This is a genomic window from Cupriavidus sp. R6-3 (assembly GCF_059772245.1).
Map to the genome: position 1 here is coordinate 104,810 of NZ_JCBAJO010000002.1, position 24,338 is coordinate 129,147.

21 protein-coding genes and 1 pseudogene are annotated in these 24,338 nt (G+C 61.7%); 10 read left to right on the forward strand and 12 right to left on the reverse strand.

Going from position 1 to position 24,338, the window contains the following annotated elements; genetic code table 11:
• The first annotated feature begins 10 nt into the window (after window positions 1–10).
• From AC6EI8_RS01105 to AC6EI8_RS01120, 4 genes are all read left to right on the forward strand, one after another.
• Window positions 11–2,452 carry a heavy metal translocating P-type ATPase gene (locus AC6EI8_RS01105; RefSeq protein ID WP_082371460.1) on the forward strand — a complete coding sequence of 814 codons (2,442 nt, stop codon included), beginning with the start codon at window positions 11–13 and terminating at the stop codon, window positions 2,450–2,452.
• A gap of 64 nt (window positions 2,453–2,516) precedes the next feature.
• Window positions 2,517–2,933: a DUF411 domain-containing protein gene (locus AC6EI8_RS01110; RefSeq protein WP_053823085.1), complete on the forward strand. Its 417-nt coding sequence runs from the start codon at window positions 2,517–2,519 to the stop codon at window positions 2,931–2,933.
• Between the two features lie 61 nt (window positions 2,934–2,994).
• Window positions 2,995–3,525: a c-type cytochrome gene (locus AC6EI8_RS01115; protein ID WP_053821772.1), complete on the forward strand. Its 531-nt coding sequence runs from the start codon at window positions 2,995–2,997 to the stop codon at window positions 3,523–3,525.
• Between the two features lie 620 nt (window positions 3,526–4,145).
• Window positions 4,146–4,343, forward strand: a complete 198-nt coding sequence (locus AC6EI8_RS01120) for a hypothetical protein (RefSeq protein WP_082371627.1) — start codon at window positions 4,146–4,148, stop codon at window positions 4,341–4,343.
• Window positions 4,344–4,557: 214 nt separating this feature from the next.
• On the opposite strand, the gene AC6EI8_RS01125 is transcribed toward AC6EI8_RS01120, so the two are convergent.
• The 6 genes from AC6EI8_RS01125 to AC6EI8_RS01150 all read right to left on the reverse strand — a co-directional run bounded on the left by AC6EI8_RS01125 (window position 4,558) and on the right by AC6EI8_RS01150 (window position 10,377).
• Window positions 4,558–4,905 carry a CzcE family metal-binding protein gene (locus AC6EI8_RS01125; RefSeq protein WP_082371461.1) on the reverse strand — a complete coding sequence of 116 codons (348 nt, stop codon included), beginning with the start codon at window positions 4,903–4,905 and terminating at the stop codon, window positions 4,558–4,560.
• A 385-nt stretch (window positions 4,906–5,290) separates the two neighbouring features.
• The gene (locus AC6EI8_RS01130; protein ID WP_053821774.1) at window positions 5,291–5,767 is read right to left on the reverse strand and encodes a cupredoxin domain-containing protein; all 477 of its coding nucleotides are present in this window, start codon (window positions 5,765–5,767) and stop codon (window positions 5,291–5,293) included.
• 69 nt (window positions 5,768–5,836) lie between these two features.
• Window positions 5,837–6,754: a copper homeostasis membrane protein CopD gene (copD, locus tag AC6EI8_RS01135; protein ID WP_053821775.1), complete on the reverse strand. Its 918-nt coding sequence runs from the start codon at window positions 6,752–6,754 to the stop codon at window positions 5,837–5,839.
• Between the two features lie 7 nt (window positions 6,755–6,761).
• Window positions 6,762–7,148 carry a copper homeostasis periplasmic binding protein CopC gene (gene copC, locus AC6EI8_RS01140; protein WP_053823086.1) on the reverse strand — a complete coding sequence of 129 codons (387 nt, stop codon included), beginning with the start codon at window positions 7,146–7,148 and terminating at the stop codon, window positions 6,762–6,764.
• A 38-nt stretch (window positions 7,149–7,186) separates the two neighbouring features.
• The gene (locus AC6EI8_RS01145) at window positions 7,187–8,473 is read right to left on the reverse strand and encodes a copper resistance protein B (protein WP_223819834.1); all 1,287 of its coding nucleotides are present in this window, start codon (window positions 8,471–8,473) and stop codon (window positions 7,187–7,189) included.
• Window positions 8,474–8,490: 17 nt separating this feature from the next.
• Window positions 8,491–10,377 carry a copper resistance system multicopper oxidase gene (locus AC6EI8_RS01150; protein WP_053821776.1) on the reverse strand — a complete coding sequence of 629 codons (1,887 nt, stop codon included), beginning with the start codon at window positions 10,375–10,377 and terminating at the stop codon, window positions 8,491–8,493.
• Between the two features lie 202 nt (window positions 10,378–10,579).
• On the opposite strand from AC6EI8_RS01150, the gene AC6EI8_RS01155 reads away from it, so the two are divergent.
• Complete coding sequence (locus tag AC6EI8_RS01155) at window positions 10,580–11,266, forward strand: heavy metal response regulator transcription factor (RefSeq protein WP_053821777.1); 687 nt, start codon at window positions 10,580–10,582, stop codon at window positions 11,264–11,266.
• Window positions 11,263–12,657, forward strand: a complete 1,395-nt coding sequence (locus AC6EI8_RS01160; RefSeq protein WP_053821778.1) for a heavy metal sensor histidine kinase — start codon at window positions 11,263–11,265, stop codon at window positions 12,655–12,657. The genes AC6EI8_RS01155 and AC6EI8_RS01160 overlap by 4 nt, the downstream gene beginning before the upstream one ends.
• A 118-nt stretch (window positions 12,658–12,775) precedes the next feature.
• On the opposite strand, the pseudogene AC6EI8_RS01165 reads toward AC6EI8_RS01160, so the two are convergent.
• The 6 genes and pseudogenes from AC6EI8_RS01165 to AC6EI8_RS01190 all read right to left on the reverse strand — a co-directional run bounded on the left by AC6EI8_RS01165 (window position 12,776) and on the right by AC6EI8_RS01190 (window position 19,800).
• A pseudogene (locus AC6EI8_RS01165) lies at window positions 12,776–13,812 on the reverse strand (IS630 family transposase).
• A 70-nt stretch (window positions 13,813–13,882) separates the two neighbouring features.
• Window positions 13,883–14,956 (reverse strand): porin, encoded by a 1,074-nt coding sequence (locus AC6EI8_RS01170; protein ID WP_053821779.1) that lies wholly within the window; start codon window positions 14,954–14,956, stop codon window positions 13,883–13,885.
• Window positions 14,957–15,874: 918 nt separating this feature from the next.
• Window positions 15,875–16,159, reverse strand: coding sequence for a periplasmic Cu(I)/Cu(II)-binding protein CopK (gene copK, locus AC6EI8_RS01175; RefSeq protein ID WP_053821780.1), 285 nt, complete (start codon window positions 16,157–16,159; stop codon window positions 15,875–15,877).
• Window positions 16,160–16,248: 89 nt separating this feature from the next.
• Window positions 16,249–16,635 carry a hypothetical protein gene (locus AC6EI8_RS01180; RefSeq protein WP_144200242.1) on the reverse strand — a complete coding sequence of 129 codons (387 nt, stop codon included), beginning with the start codon at window positions 16,633–16,635 and terminating at the stop codon, window positions 16,249–16,251.
• A gap of 238 nt (window positions 16,636–16,873) precedes the next feature.
• Window positions 16,874–17,866 (reverse strand): copper resistance protein B, encoded by a 993-nt coding sequence (locus AC6EI8_RS01185; RefSeq protein ID WP_223819835.1) that lies wholly within the window; start codon window positions 17,864–17,866, stop codon window positions 16,874–16,876.
• Window positions 17,863–19,800, reverse strand: a complete 1,938-nt coding sequence (locus tag AC6EI8_RS01190; protein WP_053821781.1) for a copper resistance system multicopper oxidase — start codon at window positions 19,798–19,800, stop codon at window positions 17,863–17,865. The genes AC6EI8_RS01185 and AC6EI8_RS01190 overlap by 4 nt, the downstream gene beginning before the upstream one ends.
• A gap of 265 nt (window positions 19,801–20,065) precedes the next feature.
• Here AC6EI8_RS01190 and AC6EI8_RS01195 point away from each other — a divergent pair, with 265 nt between their 5' ends.
• The 4 genes from AC6EI8_RS01195 to AC6EI8_RS01210 form a co-directional block, all read left to right on the forward strand.
• On the forward strand, window positions 20,066–20,392 hold the full coding sequence (locus AC6EI8_RS01195) for a four-helix bundle copper-binding protein (protein ID WP_062799392.1): 327 nt from the start codon (window positions 20,066–20,068) through the stop codon (window positions 20,390–20,392).
• Between the two features lie 197 nt (window positions 20,393–20,589).
• Window positions 20,590–22,404, forward strand: coding sequence for a glycoside hydrolase family 15 protein (locus tag AC6EI8_RS01200; RefSeq protein ID WP_053821782.1), 1,815 nt, complete (start codon window positions 20,590–20,592; stop codon window positions 22,402–22,404).
• On the forward strand, window positions 22,405–23,400 hold the full coding sequence (locus AC6EI8_RS01205; RefSeq protein WP_053821783.1) for an SDR family oxidoreductase: 996 nt from the start codon (window positions 22,405–22,407) through the stop codon (window positions 23,398–23,400).
• A 21-nt stretch (window positions 23,401–23,421) separates the two neighbouring features.
• The coding region (locus tag AC6EI8_RS01210) for an NAD-dependent epimerase/dehydratase family protein (RefSeq protein WP_498381032.1) at window positions 23,422–24,338 on the forward strand (917 nt) is incomplete at its 3' end.

Consider the following 24,338-nt stretch of genomic DNA (forward strand, 5'->3'; position numbering starts at 1 on the left):
GAGGCCTTCCATGAATGAACCCAGCAGCCAGCGCCACCCACCGAAAGCGGGCCACCATGACAACGCAACAAGCCCCGGTCATGGCGCGCATGCTGACCAGCACCATTCCCATGGCCACGGTGCGCCGCACGAGAGCCCTGTGTCAAGTGTCGGCACGGCCAAAGATCCGGTCTGTGGCATGGTGGTGTCGGCTGACTCGGCATTCCAGACCCAACACGCTGGCAACCCTTATTATTTTTGCAGCGCATCGTGTCAGCGCAAGTTCGAGGCGGACCCGGCCAAGCACGCCGCGGCTCCGGCGGCTCCTACCGCGGCCCCTTCAGCCGCCCCCGATGCGGAATCGGGGCCTCCCGGCACGATCTACACCTGTCCGATGCACCCCGAGATCCGGCAGGATCATCCCGGCAACTGTCCGAAATGCGGCATGGCGCTGGAGCCGCTGTTGCCGGACCTGGACGAGACCGAGAATCCGGAGCTGGTGGATTTTCGGCACCGTTTTTGGTGGACGCTGCCGTTGACGGTGGTGACCACGGTGTTGGCCATGCTCGGGCATCGATTTGGGTGGATGGAGGCGGCGACGCAGAGCTGGGTCGAACTGGTCCTGTCGACGCCGGTGGTGCTGTGGGCGGGTTGGCCCTTTTTCGTGCGGTGCATCCAGTCGTTTCTGCATCGCAGCCCCAATATGTGGACGCTGATCGGTCTGGGCACGGGTGCGGCCTATGCCTATAGCGTGGTCGCAACCGTGGCACCGGATGCGTTCCCGCAGACCTTTGCCGCCCACGGCCGCATCGGCGTGTACTTTGAGGCCGCGGCCGTCATCATCTCGTTGACGCTGCTCGGCCAGCTGCTTGAACTCAAGGCGCGATCGCAAACCTCCGCGGCGATCAAATCGTTGCTCGGGCTCGCGCCCAAGACGGCGCGCCGCATCGGGCGCGATGGCGCCGAGGAGGATGTGCCTCTCACTCATGTGCATGTCGGCGATTTATTGCGCGTCAGGCCCGGGGAAAAGGTGCCCGTCGACGGCATCGTGACCGAAGGCAGCAGTTCGGTGGACGAATCGATGATCACCGGTGAACCGATGCCGGTCACCAAGCGCGAAGGCGACCGCGTTATTGGCGCCACCATGAATACCTCAGGCAGCCTGATCATCCGGTCGGAGAAGGTTGGCGCACAAACGGTGCTCTCCCAGATCGTGCAGATGGTGGCGCAGGCGCAGCGCTCAAAGGCGCCGATGCAACGCATGGCCGATAAGGTCGCGGGCGTGTTCGTGCTCGGCGTCATCGGCGTCGCCGTGGTGACGTTCTTTGCCTGGGGCCTGTTCGGTCCACAGCCGAGTTGGGTGTTCGGTCTGATCAATGCAGTTGCGGTCTTGATTATCGCCTGTCCCTGTGCATTGGGGCTGGCCACGCCGATGTCGATCATGGTTGCCAGCGGCAAGGGCGCCACCAATGGCGTGCTGTTCCGCGATGCCGCCGCGATCGAGAACCTGCGCAAGGTCGACACCCTGATCGTCGACAAGACCGGTACGCTGACCGAGGGGCGGCCAGCCTTCGAGCGTGCAATTGGCGCCAATGGCTATGCCGACGACGAGGTCCTGCGGCTGGCGGCGAGCCTGGACCAGGGCAGCGAACATCCGCTGGCCGCGGCGCTGGTGGAGGCGGCCCGCATTCGTGGCTTGGCGCTGGAGAAGCCACAGGACTTTGAATCGAGCACGGGCATCGGTGTGCGCGGTACGGTCGGTGGGAAGACACTCGCCATTGGGAACACGGCGCTGATGCAAGCCGACGGCATCGACACCGAGGCGCTGCGCGCCCAAGCCGATACGCTGCGCGCACAAGGCGCGAGCGTTATGTATCTTGGCGTCGAGGGCCGTCTGGCCGGCCTGCTGGCGGTGTCGGATCCCGTCAAAGGCTCAACGCCCGAAGCGCTGGCGGCCCTGAAGGCCGAGGGCATCCGCGTGGTCATGGCCACCGGCGACGGCGTGGCCACGGCAAAGGCGGTGGCCGCAAGGCTGGACATTGCGGAGTTCCACGGCGAAGTGAAGCCCGCGGACAAGCTTCAACTGGTGAGCCAACTGCAGCAAAGCGGAGCGGTGGTCGCCATGGCCGGTGACGGCATCAATGATGCCCCGGCGCTGGCCAAGTCGGATGTGGGCATCGCCATGGGCACCGGCACCGATGTGGCGATGAACAGTGCGCAGGTGACGTTGGTCAAAGGCGACCTGCGTGGCATTGCGCGCGCACGCGAGCTATCCGAGGCAACCATTCGCAACATGAAACAAAACCTTGGCTTCGCGTTTATCTATAACGCGCTCGGGGTACCGTTAGCGGCAGGGGTGCTGTACCCGTTCACCGGTTTGCTGCTTTCGCCTATGATTGCCGCGTTGGCAATGAGCCTGAGCTCGGCCTCGGTGATCTCCAATGCGCTACGCCTGCGGCAGGCAGAGATTTAAGCTGGCGATGAGGCACTCGACCGGTGCTGACTTGTCTATTGACATGATGTTTTTCGGAGAATCCATGAAGTATTTCTTGGCCACTGCCGCATTGCTCGCGGCCGCCACCGGCGCGCAAGCGGCCTCGCCGACGCTAACGGTGTACAAGGATCCCAGTTGTGGCTGCTGTGCAGAATGGGTCAAACACGTGAACCAGGCCGGCATCCAGACCAAGGTCATTGATTCGTCCGACATGACGGCGGTCAAAGCCAGGCTCGGCGTCCCGACCCAGTTCGGCTCCTGCCATACCGCGGTGATCGATGGCAGCGCGCAGGTGGTGGAGGGGCACGTGCCGGCAGCAGCGGTGCGCAAGCTCGCTGCGAAGCCGACCTTGAAAGGGGTCGCAGTGCCCGGCATGCCGGCAAACTCGCCAGGCATGGGGCAGATGGACGGAAAGCTTGTGACAGTGGATTTTAGCGGCAAGCCATTCTCGAAAGACTAGGACTGCAGCGGGGCTGCGCGGGTAAGCGTTGCCAGAACTTCAGAACTGCCAGACAAAGGACATGGAAGAGTCAACTCAGTCGCGCTGGATCGTGGCCTGCGTGTTGGTGGTGGCCGCCGCGGCGGCCACCGGGGTCGCGCTCAAGGCGAAACGCTATCTGGAGCCACCCTCCGGTGGACCGCAGACGCTCAGGGAAGGGCGCCAACTGCGCATCGATGCCACGGATGCCGCGCAGCTCGGTCGCGGCAGGCAGCTGTACGCACAGGCCTGCGCGTCGTGCCATGGCGTCAAGCTCGAAGGCCAGCCTAACTGGCGCGAGCGGCTCGCAAATGGCCGGATGCCGGCGCCCCCGCATGATGCATCGGGTCATACCTGGCACCATGCGGACGCGGTGCTGTTTGCCATCACCAAGAACGGGCTCGTTGCCGGCGTGACCGCGCCGAGAGGCTATGTCAGTGACATGCCAGCCTTCGGCCAGTCGATGTCGGATGACGACATCATTGCCGTGCTCGCGTACATCAAGAGCACTTGGCCTGAGAAAATGGCAGTAGCGCAGCGCGAAGCGACCGCGCAGTATGCGAGCCCGAAGTAGCGACCCAAGCAAACACCGCAAGCAGGCGCTCCGGTCAGCGATGGCGCCTACGTCCGTTTCGAGCCTAGCCTGGGCTGCTGCAGTGACCCTGCACGAGCTGTCGCGGTGTGTACGCCACAGCTGACGAACATGTCGCGTTGAGCGGCCGGCTTGCTGGTATTCAGGCGCTTGGATCGCGCCTGGTAATTTCTGTCTCTTGCCTGCCTGCCCGCTCGCGCGTGGCACACAGCTGTATGCGAGCAGCGGTCGCGCGCCGTCGAAACGGCTCGAACACGCGTGCCGCTACGCCGATGACTCGTCGTGGGCGAAGATCGGCGAACGCTGCGCCGCACTAATCCCCTTACGTCGTCCAGAAGAGATACAAAAGCCCAAGCACGACCAGCGCCGCCCCAATGATCGAGTAGTAGCGCATGCCATGCAGGGGCTGGTCTGGATGGCCTCGCCGGTGAAAGACGAGTCTCATAGCCGTTATGGAAAGTCGAGCATTGCCATATGGTAGACCCAGCGCCGGTGATTTACCTTGACGTGTCTGCACGGCGGTCATTGAATGAATGCTGAAACGCGTCGCCACGAGAGCGGAACCATCCGCCGATTCACTTCTAGGGGTCCTGGAGACTACGATGCTGACACCACATGAAGTGGCCACCCTTATGCTGATCGACGACGCAGCCCCCAATCTCGCCGACCTCGATCACGCGTCGATCGAGGCATTGATTGAGCGGCAGCTGGTGCATCTGGAAAAATTGGCTTACGGCGATCGTCTGCACATCACGCCGCGGGGCAGTGACTTTTTGCATGCTCTCGCTAAATTGCATTAGGCTGGTCTGCAAACGCACTTGCGCACTGAAGGCTATGCGTTGCGCGTTGCGCAGTATGCCGCGATATGGCTAGACCCGGCGGTGCCCCTCGGGTCTGCAAGCGCCAAGTCAGCGGACCAAGGCGGACGTTCCACCGCCTACTGGTCCGGATGCGGCGTGGGGGAGGGCTGTCGAAGTGGTCGTCTGGCACAGCGTCCAGTAAGCAACCAATACGTCATGAGCTGCCCCGATAGAGCGGGCTTGGCGCGATGATGGCCGTGATGCCTTTGGCTTCCGGCAGATCCGGCAAAAGGAAGTTCAGCGCAACTGCCGATCGTCCACTACTTGTGGTCATAAAGGTCCAAGCCACCGTGCGGTTGGCGCCCCGGAAAGCAACGGTTTCTCCAGAGGTGACATTAACGTATCGCGCACCTGGCCGCAGCGTGATCGACCGAGTCGCCGTCTCGACGGCAGCGACGGTACCATACAAATCGGCCCTAGCAGGTGGCAAAGGCGCACACGCCGACGCCATGCCGAAGGCAGAGAGTGCCAGTGCGATCCGTAAAGCCTGCGTGGTAGTCATAATGAGACTCCCTGTCGATGTGCGGCAAGGTCTAACGGACCCGCCTTTGCGACAACCCGACTTCCACCCGCGCCAAGGACGCACGCAGCTTGGTGCTGCGCTGATCTGTGGGCAACTGGCAAGGCTACCGGCACCCAAACGCGAGTTGCCGCACGATCTAGTCTAATCAGGGCATTCCAACGATAACGTTGCCCAAACGTTACATTCTGGACAGGTAACAATGTGGTCCACGTCATGCCCCACAAGTCAACGCTTCCAAGTGGGGAGGATCACGCGCAAGAAAACGGGTCCGCCACGGCGGCACCATGACCCAACCTACGCTGTCGAACCCTCAGCATCGGTGCGCCGTTTTGTTCGCCGCCGGACGCACCCGTCGTCGCGCTTTTTACTTGACGGCCACCTTGCCGACCATGCCGGCTTCGAAATGGCCCGGCACCAGACAAGCGAAGTCGACGGTCCCAGGACCGTCGAACTGCCACACCAGTGTGCCTTGTTTGCCAGGTGCGAGCATAATCTGGTTCGGGATAGAGTGCTTAGCATCAGGCATGCTGCGCATCATCTGCGCGTGCTCTTTCAACTCAGCGGCGGTACCGATCACCATTTCGTGCTCCACTTTGCCGACATTCCGCACGACAAAACGCACGGTTTCACCGCGCTTGACCTGAATCGAGTCGGGCGCGAACCGCATCGTGTCGCTCATGGTCACGTTAACCGTGCGTGAGACCTTGGCCGGCTTGCCCGGCTGACCGGCAGCGGACTTACTGGCGCTAGCTGGGCTCGCATGGCCCTCCATGCTGCCGGCAGCCCACACCAGCATCGGCGACAGCCCCAACACCAGCAGCAACGACTTGAGCGTCTTCATGGCATCTCCTTGGCGGTTGTTTGAGAGCAAGACAAGCGCAGCCTTGCTGCGCGGTTCGTGAAAACGTGGCTACATGCCCGCGGGGGATAGGATGCCGAGCGAGGCGACAAGAGCTAGAATGAGCGTTGCCGCACTGGTCTCGAACATCAGGCTGCGCCGCAAGGTACGAACGGCGACGGCATGGTCGCCCGTCCGTAGGGCATGCTCCAGGCGCGGGCTCAGATGAAAACGGTTAGCCGCGGCAAGGGCGAGCATGGTACCGAACAGCGCCAGCTTGGACGCCAGCAGTCCACCGTATGAGTTCAGCGACAGTTCTGGCAAGACCGGACCGACAATCAACCAATAGTTCACTGCGCCGGTAATGACCAAGGTTGCGACAACGATCATACCCACCTGAGCGAAGCCGTTTGAGGTGCGGCTCAGTAGGGCAACCTTGGCAGGTGTGGCAGAGGGATGCGACAACAACACGAACGCGAGCAGAGCGCCGACCCATGCGCCGGCGGCCATTAGATGCGCGATATCCGAGGCAAGGTGAATGTAGCGTCGAATGCCATCATCCATGGCGCCATGGCCGCCCCAGGCAAGCGTGGACAGCGCGACGCCGCCCGCTGCAGCCAGAACCCAGAATTGAAGTTCTGGCCGTTTGCGGACAAACAACGCGACCAGCACGCAGAGGACCAGGGCAACGAGTCGCACGACCCAGGCCGCGCCAAACGCGGTGCCTGTCACAATCATTTCGAAGACATGGCCTTGCAGTTCGGCGTAGGATGCGGCACCGGTCATGCCCTTGGCCATGATGGTGATATTGGCCAGCGACAGGACGATGCCCAGGGCCGCGACCGCCGCGCCAAGCGTCAAAAAGCGCGCACCCGTTGGCGACGCCATTTCCTCACGGCGCAGTGCGTACAAGCCAAACAGCGGCAGACCAAACAGTGCAGTCAGGTCGAAATAGAGTGCGAAACGCACTGCAACAGTTGCCCAGTCCATCGGCGGATCACTTCACGGTGAACGCGATGTTGCCATTAATCGGGTGCGTGTCGGACGACACTGCACGCCAATCGACGCGGTAGCTGCCAGGCGCCAGCGTCTGGGCCGGGGTGATCACCATGGTCTTGGGGTCGTCGCTGCCGGCAACCTTGGCGGCAATTTTCATCGGCGCATGGTTGGCCATGCCGGGCATGCTGGTCATGACGAGGCTGGCCCCGGAGAATTGGGTCGCGAGGTTCTCTGAAAACTTCAGCTCGATCTTCTGCGGCGCCGCCACCTCGGCCTTGTCGGCGGGCATGGACGATACCAGCTTTGGATGGGCGAAGGCTGCAGTACTAGCCAGCACAGCGGCGGCTGCCAGAGCGGCACGAATGGTGAAGCGGGGCGCTTGCATGGTGAACTCCAAATATGAGTGTGGATTGAAATACGTGGTTAGAACCACATGCGAACACCCGCTACAAAACGGGTTTCGCCACTTCGGCCGCCGGCGGTGCGAACCATGTCGGCGGTATTGCCAAAGGTTTGGTACCGTTCAATGCCGATATAGGGAGCGAACTGACGGCTGAACTCATAGCGCAGGCGCAGACCCACGGCACCGCTGGAAAGCCCGCTGCCCACGCCGACCTCGGGATCGTTCTTGCCATAAAGATTGGCCTCGATTCGGGGTTGCAGGATCAGGCGCTGGGTAATTAGCAATTCATACTCGGCTGACAGGCGCAGCGCAGTGCGACCTTCGGTGCCGATATAGCCAGTAGCGTCGACCTCGAACCAGTATGGCGCCAGGCCCTGGATACCGAAGGCCAGCCAGTTTCGGGTTGGCCGGCCATAGCCGGCATCGTTGCGGATACCCAGCTGCGTGTCCCAATAGGTGGCAATGGCATGACCCCACAGCAATTCGGTCCGCGCCTCGTGGATCTTGCGCCTCTCGGATTCGCCTTCGGCCTTGATCACGAGGCGGTTAAAGCTGCTGCCAATCCACGCTTGCGCCTCATAGGCAGCGGCATTGCTCTCATTTCCCTTGACCCATTCCAGCCGGTCAACGAGTACCGAGGCAAATAGGTGTTCGTCTGCCATGTGCAGCGAACGGTGCGGACCAATGGCGTATTGACCCACGCCGAGCTGATAGCCCCCTGAGTAACCGTGCGGGTCGCGCGCATCCGCGGGCGCGCTCCCCCCTTGCATCTGCATGTCGCCATGATCCATGCCTTGCATCGAACCCGTGCCTTGCATCTGGCTGTGGTCCATGCCCTGCATCGAACCCATGCCCTGCATCTGGCTGTGGTCCATGCCCTGCATCGAACCCATGCCCTGCATCTGGCTGTGGTCCATGCCCTGCATCGAACCCATGCCCTGCATCTGGCTGTGGTCCATGCCCTGCATCGAGTCCATGCCCTGCATCTGGCTGTGGTCCATGCCCTGCATCGAGTCCATGCCTTGCATCTGGCTGTGGTCCATGCCCTGCATCGAGTCCATGCCTTGCATCTGGCTGTGGTCCATGCCCTGCATCGAGTCCATGCCTTGCATCTGGCCGTCGGTGGCAGCGGTGCCGCCAACCTTGCCCGAAGACTTTGCTTTCGGAATGGACTTCGCCTTTTCCGCGACGGCGGGCGACGAAGTTTGCGTTGGAACCGCTTCGGTGTGGGCGTGCTGGGCCCAAGCTGCGCTCATGCCAGCGGAAGCAAGCACGGCGGCAAGTACTGTTCTTGTTGGTTTTTCCATGTGCATATCGGTTAGGGTCAGGCCACCACCACTTCGCGGAACATCCCGGCGTCCATGTGCAACATCAGGTGGCAATGCCAGGCCCACCGGCCCAAGGCGTCGGCGGTGACGAGGAAGCTGATGCGTTGCGCCGGTTGCACCGCGATCGTGTGTCGACGCGCGAGGAAGGCGCCATCCGGCGATTCGAGTTCGCTCCACATGCCATGCATGTGCATTGGGTGCGTCATCATGGTGTCGTTGTGCAAAATGACGCGCAGCCGCTCGCCATACTTAAAGTGCACCGGCGTCGAATTTCCGAACTCCACCCCGTCGATGGACCACGAGTAACGCTCCATATTACCGGTCAAGTGCAGTTCCACTTCGCGCCCGGGACCGCGTTTGTCCAACGGACCGCCAATGGTGTGCTGATCGGCCAGTGTCAGGACGCGGCGCCCGGTGTCGCGCAAACCGATGCCCGGGTCGTCCAAGTTGGTGCGCGCCATGTCAACGCGCATATCGGTGGTGGCGCCATACTCGGTCTTGGCGTGGCGCGCCTTGGTGCTGGGCACCTTCAGCGACGCATCGGTCGCCATGCCCCCCGACATGCTACCCATGGCATGCTGGCTGTGATCCATGGCCATAGCGCCATGGTTCATGCCTTGCATGCCCATCGAGCCGTGGTCCATGCCTTGCATGGCCATGCCGCCATGGCTCATTCCGCCCATGGCGCTGTGATCCATGCCGCCCATGCCTCCCATACTGCCCATCATGTCGGCCATGGTGAGCCACTGCGGCTTATCCACGGCGGGCACCGGTGCCGCCAGCCCGGCTCGAGTTGCCAGGGTGCCGCGGGCATAGCCGGTGCGATCCATCGACTGCGAGAAAATGGTATAGGCCTCGTCGCGCGGCTCGACCAGCACGTCACAGGTCTCGCCCGGGCCGAAGCGGAACTCATCGACGGTTACCGGTTCGATGTTCTGTCCATCGACTTGGATGACCTTAAGCTTGAGGCCGGGAATGCGCACATCGTAGAACGTGTTGCCTGCGCCGTTGATAAACCGCAGACGAACCTTCTCGCCCGGCTTAAACACGCCGGTCCAGTTGCCGGCCGGTGTGACGCCGTTCATCAAGTAAGTCAGCGTGGCGCCCGAGAGATCCGCCAGATCGGTCGGGCTCATCCGCATCTCGTTCCACATCTTGCGCTTAGCGAGCGCGCTCTTCATCCCTTCACTGGAGACGTCGCGGAAAAAATCGATAACCGTCGGCTGGTTATAGTTGTAGTAGTCGCTCTGAACCTTCAGTTTCGAGAGCACGCGCATCGGATCTTCGTCGGTCCAATCCGAGAGCAGCACGGTATAATCGCGATCGGCTCGCACGCCATCCACGCCGGTGGCTGGATCGATGACAATGCCGCCATACACGCCGGTCATCTCCTGGAAGCCCGAATGCGAGTGATACCAATAGCTACCAATCTGGTCGACCTTGAAGCGGTAGGTGAAGGTCTCGCCCGGCGCAATGCCCGCAAAGCTGATCCCCGGCACGCCGTCCATCTCGAACGGCAGAATGATCCCGTGCCAATGAATCGACGTGTGCTCGCGCAACCGGTTCGTGACCCGAATCGTCACCGTTTCGCCTTGACGCCAGCGCAGCGTCGGCCCCGGCAACATGCCATTGATGGTGGTCGCGACGCGTGGCGTCCCGGTGAAGTTGACCACCGACTCGCCGATCACGAGGTCGAAGTCGGTCCCGCGCAGCACTGGTGCTGTGCCGGATAAGACATCTGCCGGTCGGCCTGACGGCTGAGCCCAGGCCGCACCGCCCAAGCCAGACAGCCCCGCCATCACGCCACCGGCGGCCAGACCCTGTACAAAACGGCGGCGCGGCAGATTAGGCAGCACAAGGCCAGACGGTCGATCACGTCGCATGAAATAGTCCTTTTTGCTTGAATGGCCGCGTCGGAAGGCGGCAGCAAGAGAGTAACGACAGCGAGGCTACCGTCAACTTACCCAAACATTACATTCCGGTAAGGTCTGGGTTACCCACAGAGCGTCTCGGTAGACTACCCCGTATTAGAGCCGGTCCAACAGGCGGGCACATAATCCGAAAGACGAGGGGGAGGGCACGAAGATGAAGCTGCTGGTGGTAGAAGATGAATCCAAGACCGGCGAGTACCTGCGCCAGGGGCTGACCGAGGCAGGATTCGTGGTCGACTTGGTCGCCAACGGGCTGGACGGACAGCACTTGGCGCTTAACGAAGCGTACGACCTGATTATCCTCGACGTCATGCTACCCGATCTCGATGGCTGGCGTATTTTGCAGACGATCCGCGCCGCGGACAACCCGGTTCCGGTGTTATTTCTGACCGCCCGCGACAGCGTGGCCGATCGGGTCAGGGGGTTGGAGTTGGGCGCTGACGACTATCTGGTCAAGCCATTCGCGTTCTCGGAACTACTGGCGCGCGTACGTACGCTATTGCGGCGCGGTACTGTACAGCTAGCGATGGACCGCATTCAGGTGGGCGATCTGGTGCTGGATTTGGGCAGGCGCCGGGCGTCGCGGGCCGGGCGCCGCATCACGCTGACCAGCAAGGAGTTTGCGCTGCTGGAGTTGCTCGCTCGCCGGCGCGGCGAGGTGCTGCCACGCTCGTTGATTGCCTCCCAGGTCTGGGACATGAACTTTGACAGCGATAGCAACGTGATCGATGTGGCCATTCGCCGCTTGCGGGCGAAGATCGACGATGACTTTGATATTAAGCTGATTCAGACCGTGCGCGGCATGGGCTACGTGCTGGAAGCGCCGGAGGAGCAGGCATGACGCATCGCCTGTCCCTGACGATGCGTCTGACCATCCTGTTTTCGCTCTGCTCTGCCGTGGTGCTGCTGGGCTTGGGCGTTCTCATCTGGCTGGCGATGGACCGCCACTTCGCCACCGAGGATTATGTGGTGCTCGGCGACAATATTCGCCTGATCGAAAAGATCGCGCAGGAAACGCCGGCCGAGCGCTTGCCCCAGCGGCTTCGGGAAATGGTCGATCACCATCCTGGCTTCGTCGCGCAGGTGCAGACCGCACAAGGCCACAAGCTGTATGCGACCAAGGACTTCGATTTTGCGATTGCTTTCGAGGCGATTCCGCGCGAATTGGCGCGTGACAATACCTTCGTCTGGCAGCAAGGCGAGCAGGAGTATCGCGGCATGCGCGCGCAGGTTGGTGCGGCTGACCCGCGCATTGCACCTTTGCGCGTCGTGGTCGGCATGGACACGGAAATCCACGCGCACTTCATGCATGCATTTCGTCGTTCGCTGGCCTTCTATACCACATTGGCGGTGCTCGCCAGCGGTCTCTTTGGTTGGTGGGCGGCGCGACGCGGGCTCGCACCCCTGCGCATGATGGCCTCACGCGCCAAGGGCGTCACCGCGAACAAACTGGATGCGCGCATGCCGGTCGAAGCCGTGCCGGTCGAGATGGCAGATCTGGCGATCACGTTAAACGCGATGCTGGAGCGACTGCAGGATGATTTTCGGCGGCTCTCGGAATTCTCCTCCGATTTGGCGCATGAGCTGCGCACGCCCATCACCAACCTGATGACGCAGACGCATGTCGTGCTATCGCAGCCGCGAGATGCCGCCAAATATCGAGAGGTCCTGGCCTCGAATGCCGAGGAATTGCAGCGGCTTGGGCGCATGGTGTCCGATATGCTGTACTTGGCCAAGATGGAGCACGGCATCACACTGCCGAATGAGGAAGCGATCAACGTGGCTGATGAAGTACAGGCGCTGTTCGAATTCTACGACGCGCTGGCAGAGGACAAGGGCGTCAATCTACGGCTTGATGGGCAGGCGAAAATTACCGGCGACCGTCTGATGTTACGCCGAGCGCTCAGCAATCTGCTCTCGAACGCTCTACGCTATACGCCGTCCGGCAAAGAGATCCGGGTCGAGACGCGCGAGCAGGGCGGCAGCACGTCGATCGTAGTCGAGAATGAGGGCGAGGAAATCAGTCCCGAGTTGCTGCCATCGCTATTCGACCGCTTTTTCCGTGCCGACAAATCAAGGACCCGTGCGGAGTCCGAAAGCGTGGGACTGGGTCTCTCCATCACGCAAGCCATCATGTTTGCGCACGGGGGCCAGATTTCGGCGGAATCGTCGGAAGGCACTACGCGCTTCATTTTGACGTTTCCCCGCCAGCGAAACGCCGCCCGGAGCTAGACGGTTGGCCTCCAGCGCGTCGCCGCATAAAAATAGCCACGGCGTTGCGGCGCCGTGGCTAGTGGTCCTTCGGTAAAAGGACCGTTCAACCTATTGATCCGGCATTGTATCTAGAATCTCATGCGGCATCACGAAGCGGTTTGGGCTCGAAACTCGCTTTTGGTCCGCTCGGGCTGTCGTTGACACCTTCACAGGTACATGGACGTCGCCTTGACCAGTTGCAGCTTGGTGCGCGCCGGCGCCAGCGTTGTGACGGCCGGCTTGAGGTCGGCGAAGGCCCTCTCGTCCGGGGTTGAGTTCGGGTCTGTAGCTTGGCCGGTAGAAGACTTCGATTTCGTGCTTGTGCTCGGCCAACCACGCCTTTACGGGCTTGCTGTGATGCACGCGCAGATTGTCCAGGATCAGGTAGACCTTGCGCTTAATACCCTTGACCAGCCGTTTCACGAACTTGATCAGGATGTCGGAATTGAGCGCGCCGTCGAATATCTTCCAGCGCATCGTTCCCTGGTTGGTAACGCTGGAGATGACCGACAAGCCATGGCACTCGTTGTTCGCCCGTACCACCGCCGCCTGGCCTTGCGCAGCATGGCCGCGCATGCGTACGTCGTTGCTGCGCAAGCCGGTCTCATCGCCCCAATGGATCTCGGCGCCTTCTGCCTTGGCGCTCGCTAAAATGACCGGATACTCCTCATCGAGCCACTTCTTCACTGCCGCTGGCGGCTCGTAGGCCTTCTGGATCGGCCTCTGCGGCGTGAAGCCCCAGCGTTCGTGGTAAAGACCTAGGGTGCGTGCAGCGAGTTCGATGCCGTAGCGATCGCGGATCAGTTTTGCCACCGCCTGGCGCTGCCACAGCGGGTACCCCATCTTCATCTGATCGGGCGTACGGTCGCGAATCAGGCGCAGCACTTCACTCTCCTGCTCGGCCGTCAGCGTGCGTCCAATGCCGCGGGGTCGTCCCGGCCGCGTAGTGTCCACCGCCTTCCAGCCGCCCGCTTCATACGCCTTGAATGCCGCACTCACCGTCGCGCGCGTCAGCTCGCACTGCGCCGCCGCCTCGTTCACGCTCACGCCTTGAAGCCGCATTCTCACCGCTCGCCGTCGCCGCTCGTTCAACGCGTCGACCGACAGCGTCCTCGAGTCGATTTTGTCATGCATCATCTGACTAACCCTCTCGAGAACGTCCCCTATTTGTGTGCCGGATCAACAGGTATTCAGGCGGCTTTGCTTAAAACTTATGGCGTAGACCCAGCACGACACCGGTCTGGTTGTCGCCCGGCACGACATTGACCGGCGCGCCACTGCTGGCGTTAAAGCCGTTCAAGCCCAACTGTGAGCCACCTTTGTTACGGACATAGCCGACATTGAAGTACATGTCGGTGCGTTTGGAAAACGCGTAATCGGTCGAGGCCACGAACATCAGCGGATCGGCGCCGGAACCCCGCACATCGGTATAGTACGCTGCGCCGGTGAGCGACAGCGCCGAGGTCAGCTGATAACGCAGGCCTGCCCAATACAAGTTGGAGCGCATTGCGCTTACCGCGCTCGAGATATTTCCGTTGAGCCAACGATATCCGGCATACAGCTTTGCTGGTCCGATCCCATAGCTGATCCCCACTAACGCGCGCCGGTCCTTTTGCCCCTGCGATGCAACGGTTGACCCCTGGTACTCGTCGTACAGGGCGCCCAGGGAAAGCGGTCCAGTCGAATACACCAGACCCGCACTCATCTCCCGGTCCACCTTCAGCTCGCCGGGGACTTCGCCGCCGCCAGTGCGGCCGAAGCTGTACAGTGCCATGGCGGTCACGCCGCCAAACGTGCCCTTGTACTTGACGGAATTGTCCGCGCGACCGGCAATGGTATCGTCGCTCTTGAAAAGCGAGTATCGCGGCGCGAAACCCATCGGATCAAACTGAATGGCGGTGTCGTATAGCACCGTGGTCTGGCGACCAAGGGTCAGCTGACCATATGGGCTGGACAGCCCGACCAGTGCGCCCCGGTCAAATAACCGGCCGGCGCTACTCGACTGCGCGGTATCAAGGGCGAAGCCGCTCTCCAGTTCGAACACCGCTTTGAGGCCACCGCCGAGATCTTCCGTACCCCGCAAGCCCCAACGCGAGGTCGACATATTGCCGGCCGACATGCGCACCTGGTTGGTGCCGCCGCTCGACGATGGCACATTCGATAAATATTCGATGCCGACATCGGCGACGCCGTATAGCGTGACACTCGTCTGCGCATAAGCCCCCAATGACAGCGACCCCAGCAGCATGCCAGCGGCGGTCATCTTTCTTCTTTTCATAGCGTCTCCAGTTCGCCACGTTATTGGTATTCGATAGGCACTGAAGTCTAGTGAGACCAAGCTTACTGCGACATTGCAAGCCGGTTACATTGTTGGGGCGGATGCAACTTGTGCAGCGCGCAGCGGTCGCCCATTCCCACGGAGTTAGCAGGCATGCGCTCGCGCTGGGCTAATGGGAAGTAGACGACAGGAGAGTGCGCGATGGCGGGATGATGTCTTGTCATGTTCTCGTAATCTCTGTGACAGACCGGCCGCCCTAGAATCAATCGCGTTGCCGCCTTGGGTCAACAGGAGCGCCCCGTTCTTTCCAGGTGCCAGGTGGCATGCCGCGTCATGATGCTGGCCGTCAGATCCCACGAAGACAGCCTGCGTCCAGTTCTTTTTTAGGGAGACTTCGATTGAATCTGATCCGAACCGGCTTATCGGCGTTGCTTGTTAGTCTTAGCGCTTCTGCGTTGGCGCACGCCCCCATTTTGGATCTTGATCGGGGTCCTGCCGCTTTCGTGCCCGGTGGCCTGGCCGAGCCGCGCCCTACGGAGTGGCTGATCGACGTCGGGGCGCGGGTCAACGCGACCTGGCGCCGAACACTTGGTGCGGGGGAGGGGTGTGTGCTGGTTTTGGACAATCCCCGCAACGAGCCAGCCGAGGTCACCGTAGTGATTTCCCAGGATGACGCCGGACACGCGATGCCCGGAACGCGCCCGGTATCGCTGCGCATCCCTGCTCATGGTCGCCATGCCCTGACACTGCAGGCCTCTCGGTCGCTTAGCGTGTCCGTGTACGCTGAGAAATAATGCAGCGCTCGCTCATCGCTCGGGCCGCGTGGGTGACGCTGAGCATGGCAAGCGGCCCGGACGGGCTCCGAGCAAGGGCACTGCACGGCGCCCGCTTGCTCAGAGCCCGTGTCAGGTCGCCCGCTTAGCCGCCTTCGCGGTGACCTTTGATGAGGGCGTCGTCCAGACGGAACACCTCATTGCCCTTCATCAGGATCTTGCTACCGTCTTTGGTCTCCATGACCTTGCCTTCTGGCATGCTGACGGACTTGCCGTACTTGTTCTCCATGCCCATCTTGCCGTCTTTGAAAACGTGGACTTTTGATCCGTCTTTGAGCTCATAGGTTTTCACGACCGTGCTCAAATCGGTCGCGGCGGCAGTAAGCGATACCGCGGCAATCAGGCTTGCAACGACAAGTTTGCTTTTCATCTTCGAGATCTCCTTTGGCTCGGTGGCACAGGTTGAGACTGCGTTGGCACACGCGGAAAGCGCGTACCGAAAAAGGGGGAACGTCTAGACTATTGCGGTGGCGCCGGTCGGGGCTGGCCGCAGTCACGGTTTTGTCGCTTCGCCTCTCGCGACGGCTTAGATTTGGCAGTATTCGATGGCGCCGCGGCGCCGTTGCCGTGCTTGAATAAGCGGTGCCGGGGGTTCACGGCAAGCGCATACTGCGGGGTTTCCTTGTCCCGCTGCGCTGTACAGTCCAGCGACCTGCTTTCCCATTCATGGTCCACGGCAGGCCACATCGCGGGCGCGGCAGGAGCCGGCACGCCACCGCACTGCAGCCACCAGTTACTGCTGAGCTCTTGCCTGGGCTCCCAGCCGATTTGAATGGCGCCAATCGCACCGGGCGCGATGCCCATTGCCGCGCCACCGAGCAGGACCAGCAGCTTTCCGGCTTTCATGGGTCCTTTCCTGAGTTGGCCGGCGACGTGTGCCACGCGCGCCAGCATGGCACGCGGAGAGGACGCAGACTAATGCCCCATCAAACGGGGCCCCCCTATGGCTGCTTGCACGTGCGTCATAATGACCATTCTATTTTCCCGCGCGCGGCCTTCGCAGGCGTGATACGAAATGTAATCGCACAGTAAGTTGGCGGTTAACCAGCAGCGGGCTTGAACCTGGCCGGCGTCTCAAATGGGTTCAGAACCAGATTCGCACGCCGGCAACGATTTGCTTGTCGGTGGTCCGCTCTCCGGCAGCACGCGCAAAATCCGCGGTATTGCCCAGCTTCTTGCCCCACACCACGCCTAGGTAGGGGGCGAACTGGCGACGGATCTCGTATCGCAGTCGCAAGCCAAGCTTGAACTCGGACACGCCGCTGCCAATGCCTCGCGCCTCATCTGCCTTGCTATAGGCGTTCGCCTCGAACTCCGGCGTCAACAGCAGACGTTGGGTGAAGCGAATATCGTAGGTAGCCCGCACTCGGGCGGCAGCGCGTCCCGACGACCCCAGATAAGCCGTGGCTTCGATATCAAACCAATAAGGCGCCAGGCCTTGCACGCCAAAGGCGCCCCAGGTCCGCGGCGGCCCATTGCCGAAATCCTGGCGCACGCCCAGTTGCCAATCCCAGAACGGCGCAAAGGCGTGTCCCCACAGTGCCTCAGCTCTGGCATCCTCTGTGTTGCCATACAGACGCGTGCCTTCCGACTTGACCCATAACCGGTTCAGATCCCGTCCTACCCAGGCGAGCATGTCCCAGGCCAGTCCAGAGCCGCCGGGTGCCTTGACGTACTCGAGGCGATCGAATAGCACCTGATAGTAGATATCGTTATCGGCCATCGTATCCCCAGGCATGGGAATGCCTCGGTTCGGATCTGCCATCGGCACCGGGGCCTCATTCACCTGGATGATCGCATTCGCGCCGCCGGGCACTGAGGCAGATTCTGTCGGACTGACTGCGGGATGGCTTGGCGCTGGCTTCCCGGCTGGAGCTGCGGTCTTTGGTGGCATCGGGGCATCGTGCGCCATGCCTGGCATCGGCGTATCGTGTGTCATACTTGGCATCGGCGCCATCGTCTGCGCCGCCACGCTGTGGCACTGCACGCTGGCCAAGAGAGCCAGGCTTGCGAGAAGGATGAGACGGTGGTTGGGCACGTCAATCTCCCTGGCGTTGGCGAGGTTCAACCCGCTCATGCGACCACGACCTTGCGGAACATGCCGGCTTCCATGTGGTAAAGCAAGTGACAATGAAAGGCCCATTGTCCCGGCGCATCGGCCGTCACCAGGAAGCTGACTTGTTTGGACGGCTGGACGTTGATCGTGTGCTTTCTGACCAGCGCCTGGCCTTCGTGATTTTCCAGCTCGCTGAACATCCCGTGCAGGTGCATCGGGTGGTTCATCATGGTGTCGTTGATCAGCGTGATGCGCAGGCGCTCCCCGTAGTAGAGCCGGATCGGTTCGGCTTGGGAAAACTTCTTGCCGTCGAGGCCCCAGATGAAACGGCGCATATTGCCGGTCAAGTGCAGTTCCAACTCCCGGCTGGGCGGGCGCTTGTCGATCACCGGGCCGAGCGTTTTAAGGTCCGCGTAGGTCAACACTCGCCTGCCGTTGTTGCGCAGTCTTGGCCCCGGATCCGACAGCGAGCGGGAAGGGTTCATCGAGCGCATGTCGACCTGTGGCCCCATGCCAGGCATATTGCCCATCTTGCCCATGTCATGCCCCATCTCGCCACCGGTTTTCTGCATCCCCGGCTTCGCGTCGGACTTGCCGTGGTCCATGCCGGCCATTCCGGCATGGGCGTCCTTCGCTGGCCCGGACATGGTCGACATGTCATGCCCCCCCATGCCCCCCATGGCGCCCATGCCCGCCTCCGGCGTCATTGGTTGCATCGTGGGTGCGCCACCCATGGACTCCATCCCCATGCGATCCATGGCCATGGATGGTTTCTGATCCATCTTCATGGCCCCCATTTCCATGCTGCCCATATCCATGTCCGCCATGTCGCCCATGCCCATATCGGCCATGGTGAGCCAGGTCTTCGGATCGAGCTTGGGCACGTCGGCTTCCATCCCGACTTCCGGTGCAAGTGTCGCCCTGGCGTAGCCGCTGCGATCGATCGACTGAGCAAAGATGGTGTGCGCCTTATCGTCCGGCATCTGCACCACTACGTCGTAAGTCTCGGCGACGGCAATGCGGATTTCATCCACCGGTACCGGTTCGACATCCTGCCCATCAGCCGATACCACCGTCATCTTCACGCCGGGAATTCGGACGTCAAAGTTGCTGGTCGCCGAGCCGTTGATAAAGCGCAACCGCACGCGCTCCCCGGCTTTAGCGATCGCTGTCCAATTTTTATCTGCGGGCGTGCCGTTGATCAGGTAGGTAAAAGTGGCTCCCGAAACATCGGCCAAATCGGTCGGATTCATTCGCATCTGGTTCCACATCGCGCGCTTAGCCAAGGCCTCGGACAGCCCCATTTCGGACACATCTCGGGCAAAGTCGCCCACCGTCGGCATCTGAAAGTTATAGACGTCGCTCATCTTCTTGAGCTTCGCGAACACCATTTCCGGGTTTTCATCCGTCCATTCGCTGAGCATCACGACATAGTCGCGATCGACCTTGATCGGGTCTGGATGCATTGGCTCGATGACCAGCGGTCCGTACAAGCCGGTCTGCTCCTGAAAACGGGTATGCGCGTGGTACCAATAGGTGCCGGCTTGCCGCACTTGAAAGCGATACACGAACGTCTCGCCCGGCCCGATGCCGGGAAAGGAGATACCGGGCACGCCGTCCATCTGAAACGGCAGCAAGATGCCGTGCCAGTGAATCGATGTTTGGGTATCGAGCAAGTTGGTCACGCGCAGCGTGACCTCGGTGCCTTGCTTCCAATGCAGAATCGGCGCGGGGATGGAGCCGTTCACACTGGTGGTAGGCCGGATACGGCCGGTAAACGACATGGGCGTCGCGCCAATGGCCAGGTCAAACGTGGTCCCTGTCAGCACGACCGGATAGCCTTGGCTCTTCAAGGCCCAAACGGCGCGTGGATACGCGCCCAGGCTCGCCAAGCCGCCTCCGGCGATCAGACTTCCCAGCAGTCGGCGGCGGCTCAGTGAGACGGGGCGAAGCATGGCATCGCTAGGGCGTTCGAACACGTTGTCTCCTCGCGCAATGGTGAAACGTCCACTTAGCATAGTGCGCGCCACGTCGAAGCAAAAGCTCCTTTAGCGTCATCAGCCTGGCCAAAACATGTGCTGTCACCGGTTTCGTCATCGTCGCGTAATGCTCCTGTAAGGCAGTCGCTCCCATGCTGTCGTCTGCTTCCTGTGGCGCGCGAATTGCTCTCAATTTGGCGGCGTCTCGCAACGCTGGTCGAATTTCTTTAGGAGCTTTGCCATGCCACATGAAAACTATCTATCTTGTATTGAAGCCTGTCACGCCTGCACAGTCGCCTGTCATCACTGTGCTGCGTCTTGTCTGCGTGAGCCAGAGGTTGAGGCCATGAAACGCTGCATCGCACTCGACCTGGACTGTGCCGAAACATGTGCCTATGCCGCGGCGATGATGGCGCGCGACAGCCAGTACGCGCGCGCGATATGCGCGCTGTGCGCGAAGGTCTGTGAAGAGTGTGGGACGGAGTGCGCCAAGCACGAAGCGCAGCATTGCCAAGAGTGCGCACGTGCCTGTCAGGAGTGCGCGCAGGTCTGTCGCGCCATGGCGTAGATCCAGGTAGCCCAACGACTCGATCTTGGACGGCAACGCGCGGCTCGGGTGGTGAAGCCATGGCACGCCGCGAACTTGAGCCGTGTAACGGCAGGCATAGCGCGTTGTAGTTCTTTCCCGCGCTAGCGCCAGATGTAAGCCAGGATCCCGACCTCGGCAACGCGTGTTGCCAGCGTGGCGAGGGTCAAGGAGACGGAGTGTTCACCAACCCCAGGTATCCGCCCATTGCCGACTATGCCGTCATTGGCAACACGCATAGCGTGGCGTTGGTGAGCACGTCGGGATCCATCGACTGGTGCTGTATGCCGCACTTTGACGCCGGCGCCGTATTTTGCAGATTGCTCGATGCTAACCGAGGAGGCTACTTTCAAATCCGGCCGACGGGTCGTGCGATCAGTTCGCGCTATTACCGGGTCCCAGGGGGCGTACTGGAAACCATGTTTGAAGCCAGCGGCGGGATCCTTCGCCTGACCGACTTCATGCATAGCGAGCGTCTCGCACGCAGTCGGCTGGACCATGACTCACCCGAGTGCCATCGGCTGTTGCGGCGCATTGAGGCGACCGTTGGCGAGGTGAGGGTGGAACTAGTGTTCAGTCCGAGCTTTGACTATGCGCGCAAGCCCCACCAATGGGAAGTCGGTTCGCATGGCGTGACCGCTGTATGCGAACACCAACGTCTCAGCCTGGTATGTTCGCCGCCGCTGCCGCTGGCGACCGAAGCGCACCGCGCCAAAGGCGTGGCCATCGTGCGGCCCGGCGCGCCGCTGTGGGCGATTGCGTCCTTCCAACAAGACGGGCCGGACCGGCCTGTGCACGACCCCCAGGCGGTCCTTGATGAGACCCTACGACATTGGGGCGAGTGGCAGCAGCAATGCACCTATCGCGGTCCCTTCGAACGAGAAGTGCGCACCAGCGCCTGTGTTCTCAAGTTGCTGACGTTTGGCCCGACCGGAGCACTGGTGGCGGCGCCAACCACCTCGCTGCCGGAGTGGATCGGTAGCAGCCGCAATTGGGACTATCGGTTTTGTTGGCTGCGCGACTCGGCCATGGTGCTGCGCGCGTTGATGGCGCTGGGCCATCACGAGGCCGCAATGGACTTCTTTCGTTGGATCGAGCGATTTTGCGATCTCAAACGACTGCAGATCATGTACCGGATCGATGGCAGCCCGAACCTGCCTGAGCAGGAGCTTCGCCATCTTGACGGGTACCGTGCGTCCCGTCCGGTGCGTATCGGCAATGCGGCGGCGGAACAGGTGCAACTGGATGTCTATGGGCATGTCCTCGACGCGGCCTGGGTGTGCCAACAGGGCATGCCAATGACACTGTCCGCCCCAATGCGGCGCGTGCTCGCCCGGCTAGCCGACGCCGCCGCGGCGCGCTGGCGTGAGCCGGACCAAGGATTCTGGGAAACGCGCGGGGTGCCCCAGCATTTCGTATCATCCAAGCTGATGTGCTGGGTCGCGTTGGACCGTGCCATTGCGCTGGCACAGGCTGGGCAACTCGACGGAAACGTTGCTGTCTGGAAGCTCGAACGGGACGCGCTGCGTCGCGTCATCGAGGGGCAGGGGTTTCACCACGGGACTGGCGCGTTCACGCAAAGTTTCGGATCGCCAGCTTTGGATGCGAGCGCGCTACTGATCCCGCTGACCGGCTTTCTCCCCCCAACTGACGCGCGCGTGAAAGCAACCGTGGCCCGCATTCAGCGGGATCTCACCAAGGATTCGCTGGTCTATCGGTACCGCATCCACGATGGCGTGCCAGGAGAAGAGGCGACCCTCGCCATCTGCAGCTTCTGGCTGGTACAAGTCCTGGCCCGACAAGGCCGGGCCAAGGAGGCGATCAAACTCTTTCGGCACATCTGCTCGTTTGCCAGCGATCTCGGCTTATTCGCGGAAGAGATCGACCCGGATAGCAAGGCGCTGCTGGGCAACTATCCGCAAGGCTATACCCATCTGGCACTGATCCAGGCTGCGCTGGACATTCAGCAAGCGCAGCAACGCGGGGAGGCCTGAATGCATCCGCCCAACGTTGTTGTCGTCACCGGTGGCACCGCAGGCGTGGGGCTCGCTGCCGTGCGGGCCTTTGCGCAGCGCGGGGACTGGATCGCAATCCTGGCAAGAGAGCCGGATCGCCTGGCCCGGGTCTGTAGCGAATTGCGCGACCTGGGGATCCTGGCGCTGGGCATCCCCGTCGATGTCGCCGATGCCCAGCAGGTGGAGGCAGCAGCGTCGCGCATTGAGCTCGAACTGGGACTGATCACGATTTGGGTGAACAATGTCTCGACGACCGTGTTTGCGCCGGTCGCCGAAACAACGGCGGCCGAGTATCGCCGCGTCACGGAAGTGGTCTATCTGGGCGCGGTGCATGGCACGTTGGCCGCGCTGAAACGCATGTCGGCGCGCAATCATGGCTGTATTGTGCAGACCGGCTCGGCGCTGGCCTATCGGTCCATCCCGCTACAGTCAGCATACTGTGGGGCGAAGGCGGCGATCCGTGGCTTTACCGATTCCCTGCGTTCGGAACTCGTTCACGATCATTCGTCGGTGAGACTGACGATGGTGCATTTATCGGCGTTCAATACGCCGCAATTCGATTGGTGCCGCAGCAAGTTGCCACGCCGTGCCCAACCAGTGCCGCCAATATTCCAGCCGGAAATCGCCGGCGAGGCCATTGTCTGGGCAGCCACGCACGGCCCTCGCGAGGTATGGGTGGGCTGGCCAGCCGCCAAAACCATTCTGTCCAGTCGATTTTTCCCAGGCCTGGGTGATCGTGTGGCGGCCAGACAGGCCTATGAGGCACAGCAGACCCAGGAACCCGCCCACCCCGATCGGGCCGATAACCTGTTTGTACCGGTCGTGGGCTTGTTTGCAGCACATGGCCGCTTTGACAATCAAGCGAAGTCAACCAGTGCGCAGTGGTGGATCTGCGTGCATCGCTGGCAAGTGTCCGCAGCGATCGGTGTGGCCGCCGTGGCTGGCCTGCTCGGTCTCTTCATGATAGTCAGATAACACCCCGGCAAGGAGTCGGCGTTGGCACATAGCACGGACACGATTTTGGTAGTGGGGGCAGGATCGCTGCTCGGCCGCGCCGTAGTGGCGCGCCTGTTGCAGCAATACCGTGTGGTCGCGCTCGATGGCGAAGACCTTGCCGCAGCGTTCCCCAGTGCGCTAGCGCTTCGCATCGACGCGACACGTGAAAAAGATATGGCGCAGGCATTCGATGCGGTGATAGCCGGTCACGGCGAGCTTATAACGTCGGTCGTCTATGTGGTCAGCGAGATGGAAGACGCGCCCAATGCGGACGGCAGCGTGCAGCGGATCGCGGCGGAACTCGACCTTGTCGGCAACCTGCAACGCATCATTGTTGAATTGCTGCGGTGCGCGGTGGGTCAATTCGTGCTGGCCGGCACCTTGCTAGTCCATGCCCCGTCGCAACCCGGCAATCCGATCAATGAAGCCTCGCCCATCGATCCCAAATCGCCATTGCGGGCGATGATGATCAGGGCGGAGCACCTGCTCCAGCACGAACTCGGCGCCGTACCGCGGTTGATGCTGCGGCTCGCGCCGCTCTACGACGATCTCGGTCATAACGCTTTCCTGGTGCAGCAGATCGCGGCAAGCTACGAGTCCAGCCTTGTCGCCCGGGCCGACGCACATCCGGACACCGCCCATGTGTTCCTGCACGTCGATGACGCGGCAGCGGCGGTCGCGCACGCTGTCGCAGCGCGCGGCCAGTTGCCTTGCAAGTTGTCGTTAGTGCTTGCCGAGGAGGAGGCAGTGACACCAAGGCAACTGCGGGCAGCAATTTTGCACGCACTGGATGGCCCGGGCGAAGCGATGCGGCCGCAGGCCGGCGTCGGGGCGCGCCTTTACTCACGCTGCCAGCATGCGCGAAATGTCGGTGACGCCTCTGACCCGGAACTGCGATGCCTGGCAAGCGATCATTA

Excerpts from the sequence above, each read along its gene's own strand:
- AC6EI8_RS01105 (WP_082371460.1), top strand. The coding sequence starts at position 11 with ATGAATGAACCCAGCAGCCAGCGCCACCCACCGAAAGCGGGCCACCAT.
- AC6EI8_RS01110 (WP_053823085.1), top strand. The coding sequence starts at position 2,517 with ATGAAGTATTTCTTGGCCACTGCCGCATTGCTCGCGGCCGCCACCGGC.
- AC6EI8_RS01115 (WP_053821772.1), top strand. The coding sequence starts at position 2,995 with ATGGAAGAGTCAACTCAGTCGCGCTGGATCGTGGCCTGCGTGTTGGTG.
- AC6EI8_RS01120 (WP_082371627.1), top strand. The coding sequence starts at position 4,146 with ATGCTGACACCACATGAAGTGGCCACCCTTATGCTGATCGACGACGCA.
- AC6EI8_RS01125 (WP_082371461.1), bottom strand. The coding sequence starts at position 4,905 with ATGACTACCACGCAGGCTTTACGGATCGCACTGGCACTCTCTGCCTTC.
- AC6EI8_RS01130 (WP_053821774.1), bottom strand. The coding sequence starts at position 5,767 with ATGAAGACGCTCAAGTCGTTGCTGCTGGTGTTGGGGCTGTCGCCGATG.
- copD (WP_053821775.1), bottom strand. The coding sequence starts at position 6,754 with ATGGACTGGGCAACTGTTGCAGTGCGTTTCGCACTCTATTTCGACCTG.
- copC (WP_053823086.1), bottom strand. The coding sequence starts at position 7,148 with ATGCAAGCGCCCCGCTTCACCATTCGTGCCGCTCTGGCAGCCGCCGCT.
- AC6EI8_RS01145 (WP_223819834.1), bottom strand. The coding sequence starts at position 8,473 with ATGGAAAAACCAACAAGAACAGTACTTGCCGCCGTGCTTGCTTCCGCT.
- AC6EI8_RS01150 (WP_053821776.1), bottom strand. The coding sequence starts at position 10,377 with ATGCGACGTGATCGACCGTCTGGCCTTGTGCTGCCTAATCTGCCGCGC.
- AC6EI8_RS01155 (WP_053821777.1), top strand. The coding sequence starts at position 10,580 with ATGAAGCTGCTGGTGGTAGAAGATGAATCCAAGACCGGCGAGTACCTG.
- AC6EI8_RS01160 (WP_053821778.1), top strand. The coding sequence starts at position 11,263 with ATGACGCATCGCCTGTCCCTGACGATGCGTCTGACCATCCTGTTTTCG.
- AC6EI8_RS01170 (WP_053821779.1), bottom strand. The coding sequence starts at position 14,956 with ATGAAAAGAAGAAAGATGACCGCCGCTGGCATGCTGCTGGGGTCGCTG.
- copK (WP_053821780.1), bottom strand. The coding sequence starts at position 16,159 with ATGAAAAGCAAACTTGTCGTTGCAAGCCTGATTGCCGCGGTATCGCTT.
- AC6EI8_RS01180 (WP_144200242.1), bottom strand. The coding sequence starts at position 16,635 with ATGAAAGCCGGAAAGCTGCTGGTCCTGCTCGGTGGCGCGGCAATGGGC.
- AC6EI8_RS01185 (WP_223819835.1), bottom strand. The coding sequence starts at position 17,866 with ATGAGCGGGTTGAACCTCGCCAACGCCAGGGAGATTGACGTGCCCAAC.
- AC6EI8_RS01190 (WP_053821781.1), bottom strand. The coding sequence starts at position 19,800 with ATGCTTCGCCCCGTCTCACTGAGCCGCCGCCGACTGCTGGGAAGTCTG.
- AC6EI8_RS01195 (WP_062799392.1), top strand. The coding sequence starts at position 20,066 with ATGCCACATGAAAACTATCTATCTTGTATTGAAGCCTGTCACGCCTGC.
- AC6EI8_RS01205 (WP_053821783.1), top strand. The coding sequence starts at position 22,405 with ATGCATCCGCCCAACGTTGTTGTCGTCACCGGTGGCACCGCAGGCGTG.